General features: G+C 71.4%; 20 protein-coding genes and 2 pseudogenes. 14 read left to right on the top strand and 8 right to left on the bottom strand.

The window, feature by feature from the left end:
• Nucleotides 1-486 (bottom strand): annotated as a pseudogene (locus ACFFCA_RS13530) (hypothetical protein); the annotation flags it as partial.
• On the bottom strand, nt 483-1,127 hold the full coding sequence (locus ACFFCA_RS13535; protein WP_375485636.1) for an RNA polymerase sigma factor: 645 nt from the start codon (nt 1,125-1,127) through the stop codon (nt 483-485). The pseudogene ACFFCA_RS13530 and the gene ACFFCA_RS13535, both read right to left, overlap by 4 nt.
• A gap of 278 nt (nt 1,128-1,405) precedes the next feature.
• On the opposite strand from ACFFCA_RS13535, the gene ACFFCA_RS13540 reads away from it, so the two are divergent.
• From ACFFCA_RS13540 to ACFFCA_RS13550, 3 genes are all read left to right on the top strand, one after another.
• Nucleotides 1,406-1,645 (top strand): DUF6458 family protein, encoded by a 240-nt coding sequence (locus ACFFCA_RS13540; protein ID WP_375485638.1) that lies wholly within the window; start codon nt 1,406-1,408, stop codon nt 1,643-1,645.
• A complete protein-coding gene (locus ACFFCA_RS13545) occupies nt 1,642-2,148 on the top strand; it encodes a DUF308 domain-containing protein (protein ID WP_375485718.1) in 507 nt (168 codons plus the stop codon). The genes ACFFCA_RS13540 and ACFFCA_RS13545 overlap by 4 nt, the downstream gene beginning before the upstream one ends.
• A gap of 187 nt (nt 2,149-2,335) precedes the next feature.
• Nucleotides 2,336-2,779, top strand: coding sequence for a DUF5313 family protein (locus ACFFCA_RS13550; RefSeq protein ID WP_375485640.1), 444 nt, complete (start codon nt 2,336-2,338; stop codon nt 2,777-2,779).
• Between the two features lie 17 nt (nt 2,780-2,796).
• Here the strand turns inward: ACFFCA_RS13550 and ACFFCA_RS13555 are convergent, their stop codons facing one another.
• Nucleotides 2,797-5,028 carry a SpoIIE family protein phosphatase gene (locus ACFFCA_RS13555; protein ID WP_375485642.1) on the bottom strand — a complete coding sequence of 744 codons (2,232 nt, stop codon included), beginning with the start codon at nt 5,026-5,028 and terminating at the stop codon, nt 2,797-2,799.
• A 218-nt stretch (nt 5,029-5,246) separates the two neighbouring features.
• Here ACFFCA_RS13555 and ACFFCA_RS13560 point away from each other — a divergent pair, with 218 nt between their 5' ends.
• Nucleotides 5,247-5,561 carry an STAS domain-containing protein gene (locus ACFFCA_RS13560; RefSeq protein WP_375485644.1) on the top strand — a complete coding sequence of 105 codons (315 nt, stop codon included), beginning with the start codon at nt 5,247-5,249 and terminating at the stop codon, nt 5,559-5,561.
• Between the two features lie 90 nt (nt 5,562-5,651).
• A complete protein-coding gene (locus ACFFCA_RS13565; protein ID WP_375485646.1) occupies nt 5,652-7,064 on the top strand; it encodes a PQQ-dependent sugar dehydrogenase in 1,413 nt (470 codons plus the stop codon).
• A 22-nt stretch (nt 7,065-7,086) separates the two neighbouring features.
• Here the strand turns inward: ACFFCA_RS13565 and ACFFCA_RS13570 are convergent, their stop codons facing one another.
• Complete coding sequence (locus ACFFCA_RS13570; protein WP_375485648.1) at nt 7,087-7,566, bottom strand: MarR family winged helix-turn-helix transcriptional regulator; 480 nt, start codon at nt 7,564-7,566, stop codon at nt 7,087-7,089.
• Nucleotides 7,567-7,681: 115 nt separating this feature from the next.
• Between ACFFCA_RS13570 and ACFFCA_RS13575 the strand changes: the two genes are divergently transcribed.
• Both ACFFCA_RS13575 and ACFFCA_RS13580 read left to right on the top strand, forming a co-directional pair.
• Nucleotides 7,682-9,766, top strand: a complete 2,085-nt coding sequence (locus tag ACFFCA_RS13575) for an MMPL family transporter (protein WP_375485650.1) — start codon at nt 7,682-7,684, stop codon at nt 9,764-9,766.
• On the top strand, nt 9,763-10,311 hold the full coding sequence (locus ACFFCA_RS13580; RefSeq protein ID WP_375485652.1) for a hypothetical protein: 549 nt from the start codon (nt 9,763-9,765) through the stop codon (nt 10,309-10,311). Before ACFFCA_RS13575 ends, ACFFCA_RS13580 begins: the two co-directional genes overlap by 4 nt.
• On the opposite strand, the gene ACFFCA_RS13585 is transcribed toward ACFFCA_RS13580, so the two are convergent.
• Together ACFFCA_RS13585 and ACFFCA_RS13590 are read right to left on the bottom strand one after the other, a co-directional pair.
• Entirely contained in the window at nt 10,297-11,352 is a 1,056-nt protein-coding gene (locus tag ACFFCA_RS13585; protein ID WP_375485715.1) for an agmatine/peptidylarginine deiminase, read from the bottom strand. The two genes, ACFFCA_RS13580 and ACFFCA_RS13585, sit on opposite strands and share 15 nt — an antisense overlap.
• Before the next feature lie 11 nt (nt 11,353-11,363).
• Nucleotides 11,364-12,344, bottom strand: a complete 981-nt coding sequence (locus tag ACFFCA_RS13590; protein ID WP_375485654.1) for a nitrilase-related carbon-nitrogen hydrolase — start codon at nt 12,342-12,344, stop codon at nt 11,364-11,366.
• Between the two features lie 172 nt (nt 12,345-12,516).
• Here ACFFCA_RS13590 and ACFFCA_RS13595 point away from each other — a divergent pair, with 172 nt between their 5' ends.
• Together ACFFCA_RS13595 and ACFFCA_RS13600 are read left to right on the top strand one after the other, a co-directional pair.
• Nucleotides 12,517-13,437, top strand: a complete 921-nt coding sequence (locus ACFFCA_RS13595) for a heme-binding protein (RefSeq protein ID WP_375485656.1) — start codon at nt 12,517-12,519, stop codon at nt 13,435-13,437.
• Nucleotides 13,434-13,832: a hypothetical protein gene (locus ACFFCA_RS13600; RefSeq protein ID WP_375485658.1), complete on the top strand. Its 399-nt coding sequence runs from the start codon at nt 13,434-13,436 to the stop codon at nt 13,830-13,832. Before ACFFCA_RS13595 ends, ACFFCA_RS13600 begins: the two co-directional genes overlap by 4 nt.
• A gap of 87 nt (nt 13,833-13,919) precedes the next feature.
• On the opposite strand, the gene ACFFCA_RS13605 is transcribed toward ACFFCA_RS13600, so the two are convergent.
• Entirely contained in the window at nt 13,920-14,327 is a 408-nt protein-coding gene (locus ACFFCA_RS13605) for a MerR family transcriptional regulator (protein WP_375485659.1), read from the bottom strand.
• 103 nt (nt 14,328-14,430) lie between these two features.
• Here ACFFCA_RS13605 and ACFFCA_RS13610 point away from each other — a divergent pair, with 103 nt between their 5' ends.
• From ACFFCA_RS13610 to ACFFCA_RS13625, 4 genes are all read left to right on the top strand, one after another.
• Nucleotides 14,431-15,141, top strand: coding sequence for an SDR family oxidoreductase (locus ACFFCA_RS13610; protein WP_375485717.1), 711 nt, complete (start codon nt 14,431-14,433; stop codon nt 15,139-15,141).
• A 35-nt stretch (nt 15,142-15,176) separates the two neighbouring features.
• Entirely contained in the window at nt 15,177-16,019 is an 843-nt protein-coding gene (locus ACFFCA_RS13615; RefSeq protein ID WP_375485661.1) for an AraC family transcriptional regulator, read from the top strand.
• A 9-nt stretch (nt 16,020-16,028) separates the two neighbouring features.
• Nucleotides 16,029-16,460, top strand: coding sequence for a DUF2000 family protein (locus ACFFCA_RS13620; protein WP_375485663.1), 432 nt, complete (start codon nt 16,029-16,031; stop codon nt 16,458-16,460).
• Nucleotides 16,461-16,759: 299 nt separating this feature from the next.
• Nucleotides 16,760-18,883 (top strand): DEAD/DEAH box helicase, encoded by a 2,124-nt coding sequence (locus tag ACFFCA_RS13625; RefSeq protein WP_375485665.1) that lies wholly within the window; start codon nt 16,760-16,762, stop codon nt 18,881-18,883.
• 46 nt (nt 18,884-18,929) lie between these two features.
• On the opposite strand, the gene ACFFCA_RS13630 is transcribed toward ACFFCA_RS13625, so the two are convergent.
• Nucleotides 18,930-19,676, bottom strand: a complete 747-nt coding sequence (locus tag ACFFCA_RS13630; RefSeq protein WP_375485667.1) for a TetR/AcrR family transcriptional regulator — start codon at nt 19,674-19,676, stop codon at nt 18,930-18,932.
• A gap of 560 nt (nt 19,677-20,236) precedes the next feature.
• Here ACFFCA_RS13630 and ACFFCA_RS13635 point away from each other — a divergent pair.
• Nucleotides 20,237-20,832: pseudogene (locus tag ACFFCA_RS13635) on the top strand (hypothetical protein); the annotation flags it as partial.

Consider the following 20,832-nt stretch of genomic DNA (forward strand, 5'->3'; position numbering starts at 1 on the left):
TTCCCGAAGACGAGGGGCGGTGGTGCTCGACGACGTCCCTGCCGTGGTCGATGCCGACGCAGAGCGACCGGCCGACCGGCTCGGGCCGGTCGTGTCCGACGACGAGGGTGCCGACGCGCTGGTCGGGGCCGGGGCCGGCGCATGCCGGTGCTGCCCCGGGAGATGGCCGGTGGCGCCGGCCACGGCGGCCGCGCCGATCACCACCGCGCCCGCGACGCCGACCACTGCCTTCGTCCCCAGGGTCGCTGCCGCGAACCGGGTCAGCACCCGTCGGCCCGCACCCGTCCGCGCCGGGGTCGCGTCCGGATCGCGCACGTCGGCAAGCTGCGGCGGCGCGGTGCGGAGCTCGCTCGCCCGGCCCGGTTCGCGGGCGGCCGACGCGACGGCGTCGAGCCGGGGGTCGCCGGACGCGCCGCCGTCGAGCAGGGCGTCGAGCTCGTCCTTCGTGCGCCGCGGAAGATCGTCGCGCCTGGGTTCACGGGTCATGACCGCTCCCCCCGTGCATCCGATCGGCGCAACTGCTCCTCGAGCGCACGCAAGCCGCGATGGGCCGCCACGCGCACCGCACCGGGCCGTTTACCCAACACCTTGCCGGCGCCTGCAGGATCCAGGCCGACGACCGCCCGCAGCAGCACGGCCTCGGCCTGGTTGCGCGGCAACGAGGCGATCAGGGAGATCGCGGCACTCGTCGAGATCGCGTCGGCGGCGGACTCGGCGGTGTCGTCCGGAGACGGCCGGTCGGCGACGGCGTCGAGCCCGGCCGCACGCTGCGGGCGGCGCGCCTGTGCCCGCACATGGTCGATCGCGCGGTTGCGCACGATGCGGGCCGTCCAGGCCCGGAACTGCAACAGGTCGCCGTCGAAGCGCTCGAGGTCGCGTGCGATCTGGAGCCACGCATCGGCGACGACGTCCTCCGCGTCCTGACCGACGAGCACGCTGGCGTAGCGCAGCAGACGCGGGTGCAGGTCGCGGTACAGGGCGGCGAACGCGTCCTGGTCGCCTGCTCGAGCCGACGCGATCAGCTGCGGGAACGCGTTGTCCGCCGTCGGATCGCCGGCCGAACCGTGCGGCGCGGGGTCGGCCACGACCGGTGGCGTGCGCAGTCGCGGAAGCGGCTCGTCGGTCACGACCGGCCCCTTCTCGCTGTGCCCATGGAGAGGCACGTACTGGCAATAAGCGTCTGTGGACGCTATCTCGTTACACCGGGCGGCGACCCGTCGCGCGTCGGTTATCCGCGAATTTTGCTCGGGTATCCGACGCTCGTGCTCACCGTAGCGGCCTTCGCCCTCATCGTTCTGCTCGCCGTGGCGGCGTGCGAATTGACACGCAGCCAGTTCACTCGACGGCTCGCCGATCCCCGCGTCACGCCCCTGTCCGCCACTCGCACCTCCCGGGAGGACCGGCCATGAGAGTCGGAGCCAGCCTGTTCCTCATCGCCCTCGGCGCCATCCTCAAGTTCGCCGTCACCAAGCACGTCAACGGGGTCAACCTGTCGACGGTCGGCATCGTGCTCATGATCGTCGGCGCTGTCGGGTTGATCATCGCCCTGGCTCTGATGGGCATGCGCCGCCGCACCGACGTCGTCTACCACGACCGTGGCGCGACCTACGTGGAGCCGGGCCCCCGGGTCGACCCGCCGCTGTGACCGCCCGCCTCCGTCCCAGCCCGGCGCCCGTCGCCGCCGACCCCGAGCCCGTCACCCACAACCCCGCTCCCGTCACCGTGAGCACGCTGCACCTCAGCGAGGACCGTCAGCGGTGGACGCTCACCCTGTCCCTCACGCCGGAGCTGCTGGCCCTGATCGACGACGCGGCCCAGGGCGACGAACCGGTGCGGACCACGAACACGACGCCGTGCCGGATGCAGGTCGAGCCCAACCTCCTGCCCGGCGGGCCGTTCTCGATCGACGAGATCGTCGTGACCCGGGCCCCGCAACCGACACCGTCCCAGTCCCCGTCCCATTCGCAACCCCCCCAATGGAAGAGAGTCATCGTGATCCTGCTCGGAGTCATCCTGCTGATCGTCGGGTTCCTGACCCATCTGGCGTTCCTCTGGACGATCGGCATCGTGCTCATCGTCGTCGGCGTCATCCTGGCCATCCTCGGAGCGGTCGGCCGGGAGGTCGGTGGCCGCAAGCACTGGTACTAAACCGCTGAACCGAGCCGCCGGACCCTGCCCCCGAGCAGCGTCGAGCCGCCGTCGACAGTCCTGGTCGACGGCGGCTCGGCGCGTCTGCCCTCCCCTGCCCGGTCGCGATTCTGCTGTCCCGATCGGGCAACTCGACCCGGCCATCGGGGCACCCTGCATCGAGACGGGTGAATCGATGAATCGGGTGATGGCGACGCGTAGCAGGGACCGGGCTCGCGCCTGGCAGGAAGCCGCGGATTCGCTGGGTCTCGACCCGGGTCCGCGCACGCGACCGGACGCCGGGCGGTGGCTCTGGTACGCGTTCTGGGGTCCGCTCGCCCGTCGGTACGGGTCATGGGTGCTCTACGACGCGACCTGCTCGACCTGGGTGCTGCGGCACATCGCCCGGTTGCTCACGGTGGCGACCGCACCCGTCGTGCTGGTCATCGTCTTCCTCCCGGGTCCGTTGCACGTGCGGATCCTGACCGCGGTCGTCGCCGGGCTGGGTGGGTTCCTCTTCGCCGCGATCTGGGTCAACGAGGCCACCGAGCAGCGGCTGATCCGGGCCGGGTGGCGTTCGGGCGTCGGCCCCGAGCTGCGCGAACGCCGCTCCGAACTGCAGGACTGGATGGCGAGGATCCGCCGGCTCTGACCCCGGGCCGTGGGGGGTCAGCTGGCGGACTGCTCGGCCGCGTACGGGATCAGATTGGTCTGCTCGGTGCGCAGCTCGACCCAGATCGTCTTGCCGTCGGACTCGAGCTGCACACCCCACTGGTCGGCCACGGCCCGGACCAGCATGAGGCCCCGGCCGTGGGTCTCGTCGTCATCGGGGTCGAGGTCGAAGTCGGGCAGTGATTCACTGTCGTCGCGGGCCACGATGCGGACACCGTCGCCGAGTTGCTGCAGCTGCAGCCAGCCCCCGCTCCGTGCGTACCGCACGATGTTGGTCACCAGCTCGCTGACCACCAGGGTCGCGGTGTAGTCGAGGCCGTCCAGCTGCCACGACGCCAGGGTCTGGCGGGCCTGCCGCCGGACGACCGATACGTTCGTGGCCGCGTTCACGGTGAAGGTCCTGGTCCGTTCCGCGTCACCCGTGGGACGCAGGTCGCAGACGAGCAGCGCCAGGTCGTCCTCCGCCGCGACACCCATCTCGTCGACCAGGCGCAACGCAGCCTCCTCCGCGCCGACCGTGCCGAGCGTGCCGCACAACGCTCCGAGGCGGGCGATCTCGGCGTACAGGTCCACACCGCGGCGCTCGATCAGGCCGTCGGTGTAGAGGACGATGCGGTCGGCGTCCCCCAGCGGAGCCGTGGTGACCGGCCAGGTCGAGTCCGGCACCGCACCGAGCGGCAGCCCGGTCCGGTCCGGCAACACCGTCATCGTCCGACCCCCGTTCAGGCACACCGCCTTGGGATGGCCCGCGGACACCATCCGCAGCTGCCGGGCGGACAGGTCGACGTCCACGAGACAGCAGGTGGCCAGCATGTCGTCGGTCAGTTGCGTCATCAGGTGGTTGGCCCGCCGCACGGCCAGCTCGACGGCGTGCCCCTCGGCCAGGTAGGCGTGCAGACCCGTCCGCAACTGGCCCATGAGCGCAGCGGCGGCCAGGTTGTGACCCTGTACGTCACCGATGACCAGGACGGCGCCGTGCTCGCGCGGAACAATGTCGTACCAGTCGCCGCCGACCTCGGCGTCGACGTCGCTCGCCTGGTACCGCACCGCCACGTCGAGCCCGGCCACCTCCGGAAGGCGGCGTGCCAGCAGCGCGCGCTGCAATGCTCGCGAGGTCTCGGTCGCCGCCCGGATGCTGTCGGCGAGGTCGGCACGGGCCGCACGTTCGGCGTCGAACAGGCGCGCCCGGTCGAGCGCCGACGAGATCTGGGCCGCCGCCGCGCGCAGCATCTCGAGATCGGCCGGCCCCATGTCGGGCGAGCTGTCGTGCCAGGTGAAGGTGCAGGCGCCGACCTTCTGATGACCCACCGTCAGCGGCAGCAGGATGGTCGTGGCCGGGACGTCGCCGATGGCCTCGCACAGCTCCGGGTAGTCGGTCATCAGCTGCAGCCGCACGAGCCGCAGATGGTCCAACCCGCTGCGCACCGCCGTCTGCACCGGATTCGGGAGGTCGTCGGGCAGGAAGGTCAGGGCCGGGGTGGTCGGCCCGCGGCCGCTCACCTGCGAGACGTGCCGGTAGCCGACGCCGTCGCGCACGAAGACCCCGACCCGCGTGGCTCCCACCGGGTCGACCAGGATCTCCGCCGCGGCCGAGACGGTCTCGTCCGCGGTCAGTGCCCCGGCGAGCCGGCCGGCCAGGTGTTGCAGCAGGGCCAGGCGTGCCGTGGCGTCCTCGGCACGGCGGCGCGCGGCCTGCTCGGCCGCGAACAACCGCGCGTTCTCGACCGCCACCGCGGCCTGGGCCGCGACGACGTGCAACGTGCGCTCGGTCTCGGTGTCGAAGTTGCCGACGTCCTGATGGCCGAAGAGCAGGGCGCCGATGACCTCTCCGGTGCGCGTCACGACCGGGACGGCGAGGTAGCTGCGGACGGGAAGGTGCCCGGGCGGCATGCCCGAGAACCGGGGATCGGCAGTGACGTCGTCGACGCGCACCGCCGACGTGCCGCTGAAGGTCGGCTCGAACAGTGCCGTGATGCGCGGCTCGGGCATGGCCGCGAACGTGTCCAGCCCCGCGCCGGAGAGCACGTGCAGCTGGTACACCCGGCCGGACTCGTCGCGACCGTTGTAGAAAAAGGCACCGAACTGGGCGCCGGAGATGCTGGTGCCGATGTCGGTCACGGTCTGCAGCACCGTGCGCAGGTCGAGATTCGAGGCGATGGCGGTGGACAGCAACGCGAGCAGGTCACGTCCCGATGCGGGTGGCGGGCTTCCGGCGATCTCGGCAGACATGATTCGTGCTGTCCAAGCCCCTCGTGGCTCTGGTCGTGAGCCAGGGTTCTGGCTGAGCGGATACTACCGAGCGTGACGGCCACGGGCAGCAAACTCGCGTCAATTCGATGTCCGTACCCGAGCAAAAAGGGCGAGTCGACAGCCGGGGCGGCAGGCATTCACGGTTCAGGAGACGATCTACCTGCACAGCCGGTGCGCGTGTGCCACAGTGTCTGGTCGTGAAGACCCTGGACATCCGCGTGACGCAGGCCGACGACCGAGCCACCGTCGTGATCAACGGTGAGCTCGACGAGGCTGCGACCGAACCGCTGAAGGACATCGACCTCGACCACCTCTCCCGGTCCGGCTGCCAGGACCTCGCGATCGACCTGGGTGGCGTGGAGTTCATCGACTCGAGCGGCATCGGCGCCCTGGTGGGCCTGCGCAACCGGGCGGCCCGCGAGGGGTTGAGCATCCGCATCGACCAGGCCCCGCTGCACGTCCGCCGCACGCTGACCGTCGCCGGGCTCGACGGCCTGCTCGGCCTCACCTGACCCGGCGGGCGACGACCCGCGGTCGGTGGCGCCGGCGCACCGCATCGGGTTCACTGGCAGTGCAGCACCGGCCACGGAGCGGAGTCGACGATGACCGCACGACGCACGACGATCCTCCCGCGACACCGCGTCGGTGGGTTCGCCGTCACGGCGCTGACCGTCGCCGGTCTGGTCGCGTGCAGCTCGTCCGGCTCGTCGAGCCCGGCCTCGGACCCGGGTGGCTCGGCGGCTCTCGGTGCGGGCATCCCACCCGTGACCGGCAGCACCACCCACGTCACGAGCGCCCGGAAGACCGTCACGGTGACCGTTCCCGAGGGCATGCGCAACAGTCCCTTCGACAAGACCCGCCGCGTCCAGCTGCCGAGCGGCTGGCACATGGCCGTCTGGGCGCGGGTACCGGGGGCGCGTACCGAGGTGTGGGCCCCCGACGGGCGTCTCGTGGTCTCGCGTCCCGGGAACGGCGACGTCGTCGCCCTCACCCCGCACGGGTCGAAGGCTCCGACCCGCTCGACACTCGCGTCGAACCTGCGCGAGCCGTTCGGCCTCGCGTTTCACGGCAGCACGCTCTACGTCGGTGAGAGCCACCAGATCGACTCCTACACCTACCGCAAGGGCAAGCTCAGCAGCCGCCGCGTGATCGTGTCCGGCCTGCCGGACAGCAAGAGCGCGCAGCTGCACGGCACGTACGCCCACGCCCTGAAGGCCTTGGCCATCGGCCGTGACGGTTCGGTCTACATCTCCGTCGGCAGCTCGGCCAACATCTCGACCGAGGACCGTACGGCCTCACCGCCGCGAGCGGTGATCCTCAAGTGGTCGCCCACGACGAAGCGCACGACGGTCTTCGCACGCGGGGTGCGCAACGGGTCGGCCCTGGGCCTCGACCCGGCCGGGGCACTGTGGACGGGCATGAACAACCGCGACAACATGCCGTACCCGTTCCACCGCGCGTTCGACGGCTCCGGGTCGTCGGACTACGGGAAGGTCATCCAGTCCTACGTCAACGACCACCCGCTCGAGCCGGTGGCGAAGGTGACTGCGGGCCGCGATCTCGGGTGGCCCTACTGCGACCCCGACCCGAGCGTCCGGCCCGGCGCGAAGGGGTCCGCGCTCGCCTACGCCAAGCGCCCGTTCGTCAACGACCCGGACACCAACCCGACCGGCTCGCACCTGGACTGCGCGAAGCTGCCGCGTCTCGAGCAGGGCCTGCCTGCGCACTCCGCTCCCCTGGGTCTGAGCTTCACCACCTTGCCCAAGCCCTACGGAGTGGGCGCGCTCGTGACGAGCCACGGATCCTGGAACCGAACGCCGCCGCGGCCGCCGTCGGTGACATTCTTCCCGTGGCGCAACGGCACGCTCGGCAACGCCGTCCCGCTGGTGACCGGCTTCCAGGACTCCGACGGCAGCCGGTGGGGCCGCACGGTCGACACGGTTGCCGGCCCGGACCGCGCGCTGTACCTCAGCGACGACGACGCCGGTGCGATCTACCGCATCACCACTCGCTAGCGGAGGGACGCGCCTCCCGCCGTCAGTCCGGCGCCCGCTCGAGGCCCTCGAGCAGGGACTGCAGGACCGTCGTGACGCGCCGCTGGTCGGCACGCGAGATCGAGCTCAGCGCGGCGGCCTCGGCGTCGACCGCCACTGTGGTCGCGGCTCTCAGCCGGCGTCGGCCGGCCGGGGTCAGGGACACCGCGCCGGACACTCCCGGGCCGGGCCGGTCGCGTTCGACGAGCCCGGCGGCGGTCAGCCGTCCGATCAGGGTGGCGGTCGCCTGCGGAGTCGTCAGCAGCGCGCGAGCGAGCTCCGCGCCGCTCAGTCCGGGCGTCTGCGCGATATGGGCCAGCGCGTAGAACTGGGTCGGCGTGATGTCGACGGTGCGCAACGCGCGGTCCATCGCCTGCTGCAGCCGGTGGTGCACGCGGGCCAACAGGTACGCGAGGTGGTCCTCGGGCGTCGCCGCGGGTACGGACCTGGTGGGTTGCTTCGCTGACGTGCGCGTGGACGTCATCGGTACCTCCGTTCGACTAAGCATCAACATATTGATACCATGCCACGATCAACACATTGATTGTGGCACTGCAGGTCCACCAGAGCCCGCGACCACGCCGACGCCGGAGACCTTCGTGACCGTTCTCGCCCGCTTCGTCATCGCCCACCGACGATGGGTCCTGCTCGCGTGGCTCCTGCTGGCCGTCGCCGGGGCCTACGCAGCACCGAAGGCGACGTCGGCGCTGTCCTACGACTTCGGACTGCCGGGGCAGGACGGGTACCAGGCCAATCAGCAGATCGTGCGGCAGTTCGGCTCGGGCGGCGACAACGCACCCGTCCTGCTGGTGGTCACGTCACGCCCGGTACCGCTCACCCCGGCGTCGGCCGCGCCGATCGTCACCGCGGCCGAGGCGGCCACGCCCGGATCGCGGACGGTGTCCTTCGCCGACACCTCGACGCTGCTGTCGCCCGACAAGCACACCGGGGTCGTCGCCGTGTACCCCCGACCGGTGCAGGGATCGGATGCCTACGCCAAGGCTCTGCCCGCGCTCAAGGCCGTTGCCCGCGACGTCTCACGCCCGGGCGGACCCACCGTCGTGGTCACCGGGGAGGACGCCCTGGCCAGCGGCGGCGGAGGCGGTTCCAACGTCCTGGTCGAGACCCTGTTCGGGGGAATCGGGGCGCTCGTCGTGCTCGTCCTGGTCTTCGGCTCGTTCCTGGCCGTCATGCCATTGGTCGTGGCCGCCGTCTCGATCCTCACCACTTTCCTGATCCTGTGGGGGCTCACCGGCGTCACCGACGTGTCCTTCATCGTGCAGTACCTGTTGTCACTGATCGGCCTCGGCGTGGCGATCGACTACGCGTTGCTCATCGTGACGCGCTGGCGGGAGGAGAAGGGCCACGGTGCCGACAACGCCCAGGCCGTCGAGCGCGCGCTCACCACGGCGGGCCGCTCCGTCCTGTTCTCCGGGGTCACCGTCGCGGTCAGCCTGGCCGCGCTGATCGCCCTGCCCGTGCCGTTCCTGCGCAGCGTCGGCTTCACCGGTCTGCTCATCCCGGTCATCAGCGTGATCGCCGCGCTGACCCTGCTCCCGGCCCTGCTGCTCACGGTCGGCCCGCGCCTGTCCTGGCCGCACCGGCGCACGAGCAACCCGGAGAGCCGCCTCTGGCGGGCCGTCGGCGGCTGGGTCGTCCGGCACCGCTGGGTGGCGACCGCCGGTTCGGTCCTCGTCCTGCTCGCGCTGGCGTCTCCCCTGCTGAGCCTGCGTCTCGGCTCACCGTCGAACGACTCGCTGGCCTCCACCGGCGGCCCGGCCGGCGCGGCCATCACCCAGGTCGAGCGCAGCGGCATCGGATCCGGACTCACCCAGCCCGTCGAGATCCTGACGACGGACCCGACACGCGTCCTGACCGCGGTCCGCGACGTGCCAGGTGTCGCCGGCTCGGTGGCACCGACGGCGTGGACGGAGCACGGGATGTCGGTCGTCGACGTCTGGACCACCGCGGACGCGTCGAGTTCCGCCGGGAGCACAGCCACCGACGCCGTACGGCGCGCGGCCGAAGGCACCGGTGCGCGGGTCGGCGGCATCCCCGCCCAGGACGCCGACTTCATCAGCGCCGTCTACGGCAACGCGTGGTGGATCGCCCTGATCATCGTCGCCGTGACCTTCCTGCTGCTGGCCCGCGCCCTGCGCTCGATCGTGCTGCCCGTCAAGGCACTCGTCCTGAACGTCGTCTCGGTCGCGGCCGCCTACGGCATCACCATCCTGATCTGGCAGCACGGCGTCGGCACCCACCTGCTGTTCGACCAGAACGCGTCCGGGGCGATCACGGTGTGGATCCCCATCGCCGTGTTCGCGTTCCTGTTCGGCCTGTCGATGGACTACGAGGTGTTCCTGCTGTCCCGGATCCGCGAGGAGCACGACGCCGGGCACAGCACCGACGACGCCACCCGCCACGGTGTGGCCCGCACCGGCCGCCTCGTCACGTCGGCCGCGCTGATCCTGTTCCTGGCCTTCATCGCGCTGTCCCGCGTGCCGAGCACCGACGTCAAGATCCTGGCCACCGCGCTGGCCCTCGGCATCATCATCGACGCGACCATCGTCCGGGGCATCCTCGCGCCCGCCCTGGTCGCCGCGCTGGGTGACGCGAACTGGTGGACGCCGGGGCGTCGGCGCGCGCAGACGCCGCCGCAAGCCGACCCCGTGGCGCAGCCGTGAGACGCCTGTTCGCCGCGATCGCGGCCAACGCCGACGAGCGTTCGGCCGCCCGTGCCGGCGACGACCTCGTGGTCCCCGCCGACGTGGTGATGGACCGCGCGTACACCTTCGACGCACCACCGGAACGTGTGTGGCCGTGGCTGGTCCAGCTCGGCAAGCGGCGTGCCGGCTGGTACCTGCCCCGCTCGGTCGAGCGCTTCGTCCCCGCCTCGCGACGGGCTGTCCGGTCCGTCGACCCACGCTGGCAGGGACTCGGCGTCGGCGACGTCATCCCCGACTACGGCGGACGGGACGAGACGTTCCGGGTCGCCGAGCTGCACGCGCCGCATGTGCTGGTCTACACCTCGCAGCGCGGGCGGGTGTCGGTCTGCTGGTCGCTGACCCTGTTGCCCGTGGATGACGGCGCACGTACCCGTCTGCACCTGCGCCTGACGCTCGGCCCCGTGCGGCGAAAGTGGCTGGCGACGACGGCCGGGGAACTGCTCGACGCGGCCACCATCGCCGGCATGGTTGCGGGCCTAAGTGAACGACTACGAACCGGGTGACGGTCGCGGTCGCTGTCGGGTGATCGGTTGCTGCTGGGTGATCGGTTGCTGCTGGGTGATGCAGTGGATGCCGCCGCCCTTGTCGAAGATCGGGCGCGCGTCGATCGTCACGATCTCGCGGCCGGGGTACACGTCGCGCAGCACCGCGGCGGCCTGGCCGTCGTTCGGGTCGTCGAAGGAGCACGCCAGCACGGCACCGTTGATCACGACGTGGTTGACGTAGCTGTAGTCGACGAAGCCCTCCGCGTCGCGCAGGACGCGAGGCGCCGGCAGGTCGACGACCTCGAAGGCTTCGCCCCGCGCGTCGTGGGCCTGCTCGAACAACGCCCGGAGCTCGGCCGTCACCGCATGGTCGGGATGGGCGGGATCGCGCTGGTCGTGGAGCAGCAGCACTCCCGGGGCGGGAATGGTGGCCACGATGTCGACGTGGCCGCGGGTGCCGAACTCGGCCGAGTCACGGGTGAGACCGCGCGGCAGCCACAGGACCGTCGTGGCGCCGATGGTGCGCGCGAGCTCGGCCTCGACCTCGGCCTTGGTCGTACCGGGGTTGCGACCGGGGTCGAGCTGCACGGTCTCGGTGACGAGCACGGTGCCGAGGCCGTCGACGTGGAACCCACCGCCCTCGTTGACGAGCGTCGAGTCGACACGCTCGGCACCCGCCCATTCAGCGACGGCCGGGGCCAGGGTGCTGTCGCGTTCCCAGGTCGCCCACTCCTGCGCTCCCCAGCCGTTGAAGGTCCAGGTGACCGCGCCGAGGCGCCCGTCCGCGCCGTGCACGAAGGTCGGGCCGGCGTCGCGGGCCCACGCGTCGTCGATCCCGCGCGCCCGGATCTGGACCTCGCGGCTGAGATGGTGGCGGGCCAGGTCGACGGCGGTGGGGTCGACCACCATGGTCACCGGCTGGTACCCGGACGCGGCGTTGGCGACGGCAGCCCATGCGCTGCGCGCTTCGTCGGCCGATTCCGTGGTGTCGCCCAGGACGTAACCGTGGGACGGCCAGCTCATCCACAAGCGCTCCTGTGGTGCACCCTCGGCGGGCATCACCCAGTCGCTCACCGGTCACCGCCGTACGGCCGGTCGGCCTCGACCGCGCGGGTCAACGAGCCGTAGGTGTCCGGACGGCGGGTGCGCAGGAACGGGAACAGGTCGAGCCAGTCCTGGCGCTGGGCCAGGTCGAGATCGGTCACCAGCACGCACGGCTCGTCGCGGGGGGCCTGCACCAGGATGCGGCCGTAGGGGTCGGACACGAACGACGAACCGTAGAACACGTTGCCGGGTGTGCCGTCGGGCCTGGTCTCGGAGCCCGTGCGGTTCGGCACGACCATGAACAACCCGTTGGCGATGCCGTTGCCGACGATCACCTGCTGCCACAGCGGCTGGGTGTCGAAGTCCGGGTGGTCGGGTTCGGATCCGATGGCGGTCGGGTAGACGACGACCTCGGCGCCGGCCAGCGAGTAGGCGCGGGCGACCTCGGGGAACCATTCGTCCCAGCAGGTCGGCAGGCCCAACCGCAGGCCCGCGATCTCGTGGACCGGGTACGGATCGTCGGCCGGCCCGGCTCGGAAGTACCGGTCCTCGTAGTAGCCGGCGGTCACCGGGATGTGCAGCTTGTCGGTCGTCGCGGCCACGACACCGTCGGGTGTCACCACGATCGCGGTGTTCAGGCCGAGCCCGTCCGGCCCGGCCGCGCGGCGGAACACCGACGTGTGCACGGGGACTTCCGTGCGCCGGGCCGCAGCCCGCGCGAACGCGACCGTCGGCCCGGTCTCGAGGTCCTCGGCCAGCGCCGTCGCATCGCCGTCGGGCAGCACGTCGGCCGGGTAGCGCAGCAGGGTCACCTCGGGCAGGAACACGATCTGCGCCCCGTGCGCCACGGCCGCGTCCACGGCGGCGTCCAACCATGCGAGCAGACCCTCGGCCGCCCACGCATGCTGCACCACGCCGATCCGCACCGGTGCCGTCTCCGGCGGGTGCACGCGAGCCAGGGACGGGGGCGGCGCCGACGGACCTGTCACGACCGAGATCTGTGCCATGGCCTCAGCATGGCAGTTCGCGCCGGGCCTTCGGCCCCGACGTCCTCCGCCGTCCGGGCCGGCGGGATCAGTCCAACGTCCCGAGATGGTCCCGACGTCGCGTCCGCTGTATCAGCGTGCAGGCCCGCGCGTCCTCCCCCACGACGAAACCACCGTCCCGAAGGAGTTTCCCATGACCGTCTTCTCGCACTTCCACTACGACCCGGTCGACCCGACGCCTGCCCCGCAACCGACGCCCACCGAGCCCGAGGCGCCCGGCCTCGGCCTGCTGGCCGGCTTGCCGGGGCAGTGGAAGGGCACCGGCTTCAACGCGATCTGGCGCCCCAGCCACTCGAGCCAGGACCGCTTCCTCGAGCTGAACCTGACCGCAGAGACCCTGGACTTCGACGACCAGGACCTGGGCAGCATTCCGAACCGCGGCTTCATGCAGGACGACATCGCCATGACCGGCGTCCGCTACCTGCAGCGGATCAGCGACGCCAATCTCGACGCCGGCCTGCACCTCGAGCCCGGGCTGTGGTTGAACATCCCGCGGACCACCGCGCCCGCGGTCGTCCCGTCGGTGGCGCGCATGGCGTCCATCCCGCACGGGACGACCATCGTGGCGCAGGGCACCGCGATCACGGTGGACGGGCCGCCCGTCTTCACGCCGGTCGATCTCAATCCATTCGTCATCGGCGCCACCTCGGGCGCGAACCCGTTCCCGGAGCAGAATCTGTCGACGCCCACCGAGTTCCGCACGTCCGGGGCCGGGCTGACAGGCATCACGCAGGCGATGGTCGACAACCCGAACTCCGTCCTGGCCGCCGGCGTCGCCGATAAGACAATCTCGAGGACCGTCGTCCTGCAGGTCACCACCGGGAGCCAGCCGATCGTCGGAGGAGGCACCGCCAACACCGCCTTCCTTGCCGGGATCCCGGGTGCCGGGCCCAACGCCGACGCCGCGCTGGTCACCGCGACGTTCTGGCTCGAGACCGTCACCGCGCCCGAGCCGGCCACGCTGTTGCAGTACACGCAGACCGTGCTGCTGAACTTCAACGGCCTGAGCTGGCCCCACGTCACCGTCGCGACACTCACGAAGCAGCCGTCGTGAGCAACGACGGGTCGACCGTACGGTCGGCAGCCACCCGCACCGATCGTGCGGACGCAGCGTCCACCGCGGTGGCCATCGCCATCCTGGCTCTGATCGGCCTGGTCCTCGGCATCGGCGCCGTGCGCTACAGCGAGGGTGACCTGTCGAAGCTGATCGGCGCGCTCGGCCCGTTGCTCGGCATCGTGACCGGAGCGTTCGTCACCTACTTCTTCACCCGCTCGGCGGTCCAGACGACCAAGCAGGCCGCCGACGTGCAGACCGAGCAGGCGACGACCGCCCGGAACCGCAGCCAGGCGCTGCACAACGCGCTGACCGACGTGCTGGCCGGCGTCTCGCAGGACCAGGCGGCCGACCTCAAGAAGCTCACGTCGGTCCGAACCGTCCTCGGTGACTGAGCCGCCTCGGCTCGAACCACCCACCCATCGGCCCGCCCGGTCTGTACTCCTGAGGTGCGCCCCTTCTGACGGTGCGGCCGTTCGCGTTCAGGCACTCGAGCATGGTGCAGTGCCCGCGCCGACGGCCTCACGGTCGACCTGGTCGCGGTGGAACGCGGTCGCGGCGTCGATGAGGTAGGTCAGGTCGGCGCGCGTGGCCTCGAGCTCGGCGATCTGGTCGCCGATGCGGGCGTGCTCACGGCCCATGACCTGCAGGGCCTCCCGGGTGACGTTGTCCGACGGGGTGTCCACGCAGGGCAGCAGCGCGGCGATGGTCGCGCTGCTCAGACCGGCGTTGTACAGGCGGCGCAGCAGGCGCACCCGGTCCACCGCATCGTCTCCGTATCGACGTTGACCGCTCGCCGCGCGCTGCGCGGTCAGCAGCCCGCGCTCCTCGTAGTACCGCAGGGACCGCACGCTCGTTCCGGTCCGGTCGGCCAACTCCCCGATCCGCATGGTGACTCCGCTCTCAACCCTTGCCTCTGACGTCAATGTCAGGTCTTAGCGTCGACTGTAGCGGCGCAACGGACGCCGGATCATGTCCTGGCAGGAGCTGGCAATGAACATCGAGGGATCAGTCGCGCTCGTGACCGGCGCGAACCGAGGGCTGGGCCGACACTTCGTCGAGCGCCTGCTCGACCGGGGCGCGTCGAAGGTGTACGCCGCCTCCCGGAACCCGACCGCCACGGTCGCCGGGGCCGACGTTCTCCCCCTGGACCTGCTCGACCAGGGAACCATCGACGCGGCGGCCGCGGTCGCCGGCGACGTCACCCTGCTGGTCAACAACGCCGGTATCTCCACCTACCAGAACCTCGTCCGCGGAGACCTGTCCGAGATCCGCCGCGAGATGGACACCCACTTCTTCGGCACCCTCGCCGTCACCCGCGCGTTCGCCGACACCCTGGGCCGCAACGGCGGCGGCGCGATCGTCAACATGCTGTTGGCACTGTCCTGGTTCTCGTGGGACGGAGCCACGTCCTACCGCGCGGCCAAGGCCGCAGAGTGGAGCCTGACGAACGCCAGCCGGGTGGAGCTCGCACGTCAGGGGACACAGGTTGTCGGTGTGCACCTGGGCGCTGCCGACACCGACATGATGTCCGGCTACGACGGCCCCCTGCTCGATCCCGCCGACGTCGTCCGGGCTGCGCTGGACGGGCTGGTCGCGGGCGCCGCCGAGGTCCTCGTCGACGACTGGAGCCGCACCGTCAAGGCGGGCCTGGGGCAGGACCCGTCCGCGTTCTACGCGCAGGTGGCGGACAGCAGTCCCTGAACCCGTGCGCCCTCCCGGCTGTCACACTCGTCCGGGTGGGCGACGGGGATCGGGTGCGGGCCTGGCGACCGTCGGTGGCCGGGGTGGTCGAGGTGCTGCACGCCGAGTGGCGCGACCACGCCTACCCGGCGCACACGCACGGCACGTGGACGCTGCTGCTGGTCGACGATGGGCTGATCGCCTACGACCTGGACCGGCACGCCCACGCCGCCGTCCCGCTGTCGGGCGTCACGCTGTTGCCGCCGCACGTGGCGCACGACGGGCGGCCGACAAGCTCGCGCGGGTTCCGCAAGCGGGTGGTCTACCTCGAGGCAGACGTGCTGGACGAGTCCCTCGTCGGCGCGGCGGTCGACGCTCCGCTCATCCTCGACGACGCGCTGCGTCGGGCATCGTCGAGACTCGACCGGGCGCTCACCCTGGGCGACGATCCGGCGGCCGAGACCCACCTCGCGCTCGTCGTCGATCGGCTCGCGTGGCACCTGACCGGCCGTCCGGACGTGACCACGATGCAGGCTCCGGCCGCGGTGGCCCGGCGTGCTCGCGAGCTGCTGGACGGCGATCCGGCGACCATCCTCGGCATCGCGGCCGTGGCGCAGACGCTCGGCGTGAGCACGGCGCACCTGGTGCGCTCGTTCACGAGCAGCTACGGCATCCCGCCGCACCGGTACCTGCTCGGGCGGCGGCTCGACCTTGCCCGGCGTCGCCTGCTCGCCGGCGAGGCGCCGGTCGACGTGGCGGCGGCGACCGGCTTCCACGACCAGTCACACCTGACGCGTCACTTCAAGCACCTGCTCGCCGTCACGCCGGGTCAGTACCGGGGTGCCGCACCCCGGAACGGGATCAAGAACGTACAAGACGCCCTGGTCCGGGCGCGGTGAACTGTCGGCATGAATTCTGACGCGCTGGAACCGCCGTTCGTCACCAAGACCACGGTCGTGGTCCGCGACGACCTCGAGGCGTGGCAGCGGCTGAACGTCACCGCGTTCCTCGTCAGCGCCGTGACCGCGGCCCACCCCGAACTGGTCGGCACGGATTACCAGGACGCCGACGGGCAGCTCTACCTCCGGATGCTGGGCATCCCTGTGCTCGTGTTCGAGGGTTCGGGTGAGGCGCTGCAGGCGGCACGCACGCGCGCGACCCGGCGCGAACTGCCACTGGCGGTCTACACCCGCGAGATGTTCGCCACCGGCCACGACGCCGAGAACCGGGCGGCAGTCCGTGCGGTCGCCGGCGACGCCCTCGACCTCGTCGGGATCGGTCTGCACGGCCCGAAGAACGTGGTCGACAAGATCGTCAAGGGCAGCCGCCTGCACCCCTGAGCACCCGGAGCGGGGTGCGCTGGCCCGCTCCCGGCAGCAGCACGTATCGTGGGACTGCGCTCATCCGTCCGTCAGGGGCGGTGACCGCCAGTGACATCGTGCGACTCGGCGCCGCGGCGCGGTGTGCGGATCGCGCGCTGGTCGCCGACACCCGCTCCGACCGCCTCGGCGTGGGCGTCGTCGACGTGTGCGTCGGCTCGGACCGATGCGCTAGGCCGACCGGGCGACACCGTCCCGGCCGGCGACGGCGTGGCCGTGGCCCACGCCCGCACGTGCGCTGCCCGCTGATGGAGGAACGAGTGGCTCGACCCGCACGACGTCAGGCGACCCGTCCGACGAACGAGAACCGTCCCCGACGCGACCCCGCGCCCGGCGACGTCATCTCCACCCTGGCCCGCGCCGTCCGCGAGGTCGAGGCAGCGGTCGAACGCCGCCGGGTGACCCCCGCCGTGCGCACCAAGTTCCACGCCGTCGCCCTGCTCGTGCGTGCGGAACACACACGGGTCCAGAACGACCGGGACATCGGCCCGGCCCGGCGCAGCGAGCAACTGAAGCGGCTCGACGGCATCGGCACGATCCTCGCCAAGACCGCCGTGCGTGACAGCGCACTCCTCGCCCTGCTCTCCGAGGACGCGGTCGTCTCCGAGAACACCAGGTCCTACGCCAACGAGATGCTGCGGTCGGCCGGACTCGAACCGACGCTCGCGGCACCCACGCCCGAGCCGGCCTTCGATGCCGGCGCCGGTTCCGAGGGCCGGGTGGTCCCGCGCTCGGTGATCTCGCGGCAGCTGGCCAACCCGTTCCTCGTCCCCGACTTCTCCGCGGTCCGCTCCGGCCCGGTCGCCCCACGCCGTCTGGCGGGCTGGGAGCTGCTCACCCCGCTGCTGCGTTCCTTCGAGCGGGCCGCGAGCGGCGCGCCGGCGTCCATGGACCTGCCCGACGTGACTCCCCTGCGTCTTCCCGCGAAGCAGGCCCTGATGCCCCACCAGGTCCAGCTGGTCGCGGCGGCCGCGGAGGGCCACCGCACGTTCCTGCTCGCCGACGAGCCGGGGCTGGGCAAGACGGCGCAGGCGCTGCTCGCGGCCGAGGTCGCCACGGCCTATCCCCTGCTCGTCGTAGTGCCGAGCGTGGTCAAGATCAACTGGGCGCGGGAGGCGGGGTTGTGGACCCCGAACCGCTCCACCACGGTCGTCTACGGCAACGGTGACACCGTCGACGGCTTCGCCGACATCGTGATCGTCAACTACGAGGTGCTGGACCGCCACGTCGGCTGGCTGGGCGACTTCGGCTTCCGTGGCATGGTCGTCGACGAGGCGCACTTCATCAAGAACAAGGCCTCACAGCGTTCGCAGCACGTGCTGAACCTGTCGCAGCGCATCCGCGCGCGGACCGCGAGGCCGTTGCTGATGGCCCTGACCGGGACACCCCTGATCAACGACATCGACGACTTCCGGGCCATCTGGCAGTTCCTCGGCTGGATCAACGACACCGAACCCCTGGCCGAGCTCATGGCCGCCCTCGAGGACATCGGCCTGACTCCCGCGGACGCCGGCTTCTACCCCGCTGCCCGGTCCTGCGTCATCGACCTCGGCATCGTGCGCCGCCGCAAGGTCGACGTCGCCGCGGACATCCCGGCGCGCCGGATCGCCGACCTGCCCGTCGAGCTGGACGACAAGGTCGGCCGCTCCATCCGCGCCGCCGAGCGCGACCTCGCCCGCCGCCTCGTCACGCGTTACGAGACCGCGCTCGCCGCCCGCCACGGTGATCCCGCCGACGGCATCGACCACGAGCTCGTCCGCAAGGTCGCGGTGACCGAGCAGAAGGACACGAGCGAGACCGCGGCCGGCGACAACGTGTTCAGCATGATGCGACGCATCGGGCAGGCCAAGGCCGGGCTGGCGGCCGACTACGCGGCACAGCTCGCGCGCAGCGCCGGCAAGGTCGTGTTCTTCGCGAAGCACGTCGACGTCATGGACGCCGCGCAGGAGGTGTTCACGAAACACGACATCCGCTTCTCCTCCATCCGCGGCGACCAGACACCAACCGTCCGGCAACGCAACATCGACGCGTTCGTCAAGGACCCGGACGTCGCGGTCGCGGTGTGCTCACTGACCGCCGCAGGTGTCGGTCTGAACCTGCAGGTCGCGTCGAACATCGTGCTCGCCGAGCTGTCCTGGACCAACGCCGAACAGACGCAGGCCATCGATCGCAGTCACCGCATCGGGCAGACCGAACCGGTGACGGCCTGGCGCATCATCGCCGCGCGCACGATCGACAGCCGGATCGCGGGTCTGATCGACAGCAAAGCCGGGCTCGCGGCGCGTGCCCTGGACGGATCGGACGACGAGGTGTCGTCGTCGGCCGACGTTCAGCTCGAGGCTCTCGTCGCGCTGCTGACCGACGCGCTGTCCGAGCTGCGTTGACCGTGGCGGCGCCCGGGCGGGTTCGCGCCACGACGCCCAACGGTCTCTAGGGCGACGAGGCCGGGTCCCGACGCGGCAGGGGTCTGCGCCGTGTCCCGGTCCGGCCGCCGCTCGCATCGGCCTCCGTCGCGGCCCGGGTCGTCAGGTCCCCGAGCCTGCGCACGATGTCGTTCGCGAGCCGGTCACGATCGGCCGGCCACGCATGCCAGGGCAGGCTCGCCTGCAGAGTGGCCTGCCCGTGCAGGCCGATCCAGATGCGGTCCGCCGTCTCGGCGGGCTCGGTGGCGGTCGAGGCACCGGCGTCGATGCAGGCCTGCGTCGCGTCCAGCAGGGCGCCGAACGCGTCGGCACCGAACGCGTCGGCACCGACCGTGCTGCGCGCGTCGGTGTTCGCGGTCCGGTTGCCGTCCCCGTCGTGGCCGGTCGCACGGTGGCGCTCGAACAGCACGCGGTAGTGCTGAGGCCGGTTCGTGGCGAAGCCCAGGTACGCCCGGCAGACCGCGAACAGCCTGTCGACGGGATCGTCGTGGCGCGCCGCGGCCGCGGTCAGCTCTGCGGCCAGCTCGGCGAAGGTGACCACGACGACCGTGCGCAGGAGGTCGAGTCGGTCCTCGAAATGGGCGTAGATGGCTGGTGCGGTGATGCCGGCCGTGCGAGCGACTGCGCGCAGCGTCACGGCGTCCTCGGTGCCCGTCGTCTCGAGGATGCGACCGGCGGCGGCCAGGATGTCCGCGCGCAACTTGCCGCCCTCGCCGCGCTTGTTCGGCGTTCGCGGTGACGGTTCGACGCGCACCCCCGTCACTTTACGGTCGTTTACCAGGCTCTGGTGGAAGCTATACGACTGTTTACCGACGATGGATCTCACCGAACTGCGCTTCGTGACGACGGGCGAGCGGATCCTGATGCGTCAATCCCACGCGGGTGGAGTCGCCCGGGCTGTCGCCAGACAGCCACCGACGCCGGCCACGGATAGCCGCCGTCGTCGATCGGCGCCGCCGGCGAGGAACCACGTGCGGGGGTCGTGCCGTGTGCAGCTCGGGCGGGACAGGTCGCTGCGGCCCTCAGGACAGCCATCGCGCAACGTGCGCACGCACGGTAGGTAATACGTTGCCCGCAATGGGCGGCCAAGGCGGAAACCCCTACGCAGTAGGACATCCAGCAGCACGCCGATGTGCAGCGTACAAAGACGTCTATCCGTTACGTGTGTTGTGGGTCACGCCTGTTTCACGAGCCTGAGCCGACGAGATTTCGGTGTGACGGGGCTCATGATCGCGCGTAATTTCGGCCCCGATGAGCGTGAGTTCGGCACTGCGGCCGACACGGCGCCACGGGGGTGCGGTGTCCGGGTTGCGCATGCCCGAAACACGAGCCGCGAGGTTCCTTCTGCTCCTCGGTCTGGTCGCCGCCGGCTACCTGCTGCTGTTGCTGTTCGGCCATGACACCGCGAAGGCCAACTCGAGCCCGACCACACCCACTTCGCCGGCCGGAGTGCTCGGGAGCGTGACCGCTCCCGTCACGAAGGCCGCCGCTCCCGTCACGAAGGCCGCCGCTCCCATCACGAAGGCCGCCGCTCCCGTCACGAAGGCCGCCGCTCCCGTCACGAAGGCCGCGGCACCCGTCACGAAGGCCGCGGCACCCGTCACAAAGGCCGCGGCACCCGTCACGAAGGCCGCGGCACCCGTCACGAAGGCCGCGACACCCGTCACGAAGGCCGCGACACCGGTGACCAAGACCGTCGCGAGGGCCGCGGCACCCGTCACGAAGGCCGCCGCTCCCGTCGCGAAGGCCGCGGCACCGGTCACCCGAACCGTCGCCCAGGCCGCGGCAACGGTCACCCGAACGGTCGCCCAAGCCGCGGCACCGGTGACCAAGACCGTCGCCCAGGCCGCGGCACCGGTCACCCGAACCGTCGCCCAGGCCGCGGCACCGGTCACCCGAACCGTCGCCCA

Origin of the sequence: uncultured Jatrophihabitans sp., from assembly GCF_964252635.1 — a bacterium.
Classification (GTDB): domain Bacteria; phylum Actinomycetota; class Actinomycetes; order Mycobacteriales; family Jatrophihabitantaceae; genus Jatrophihabitans.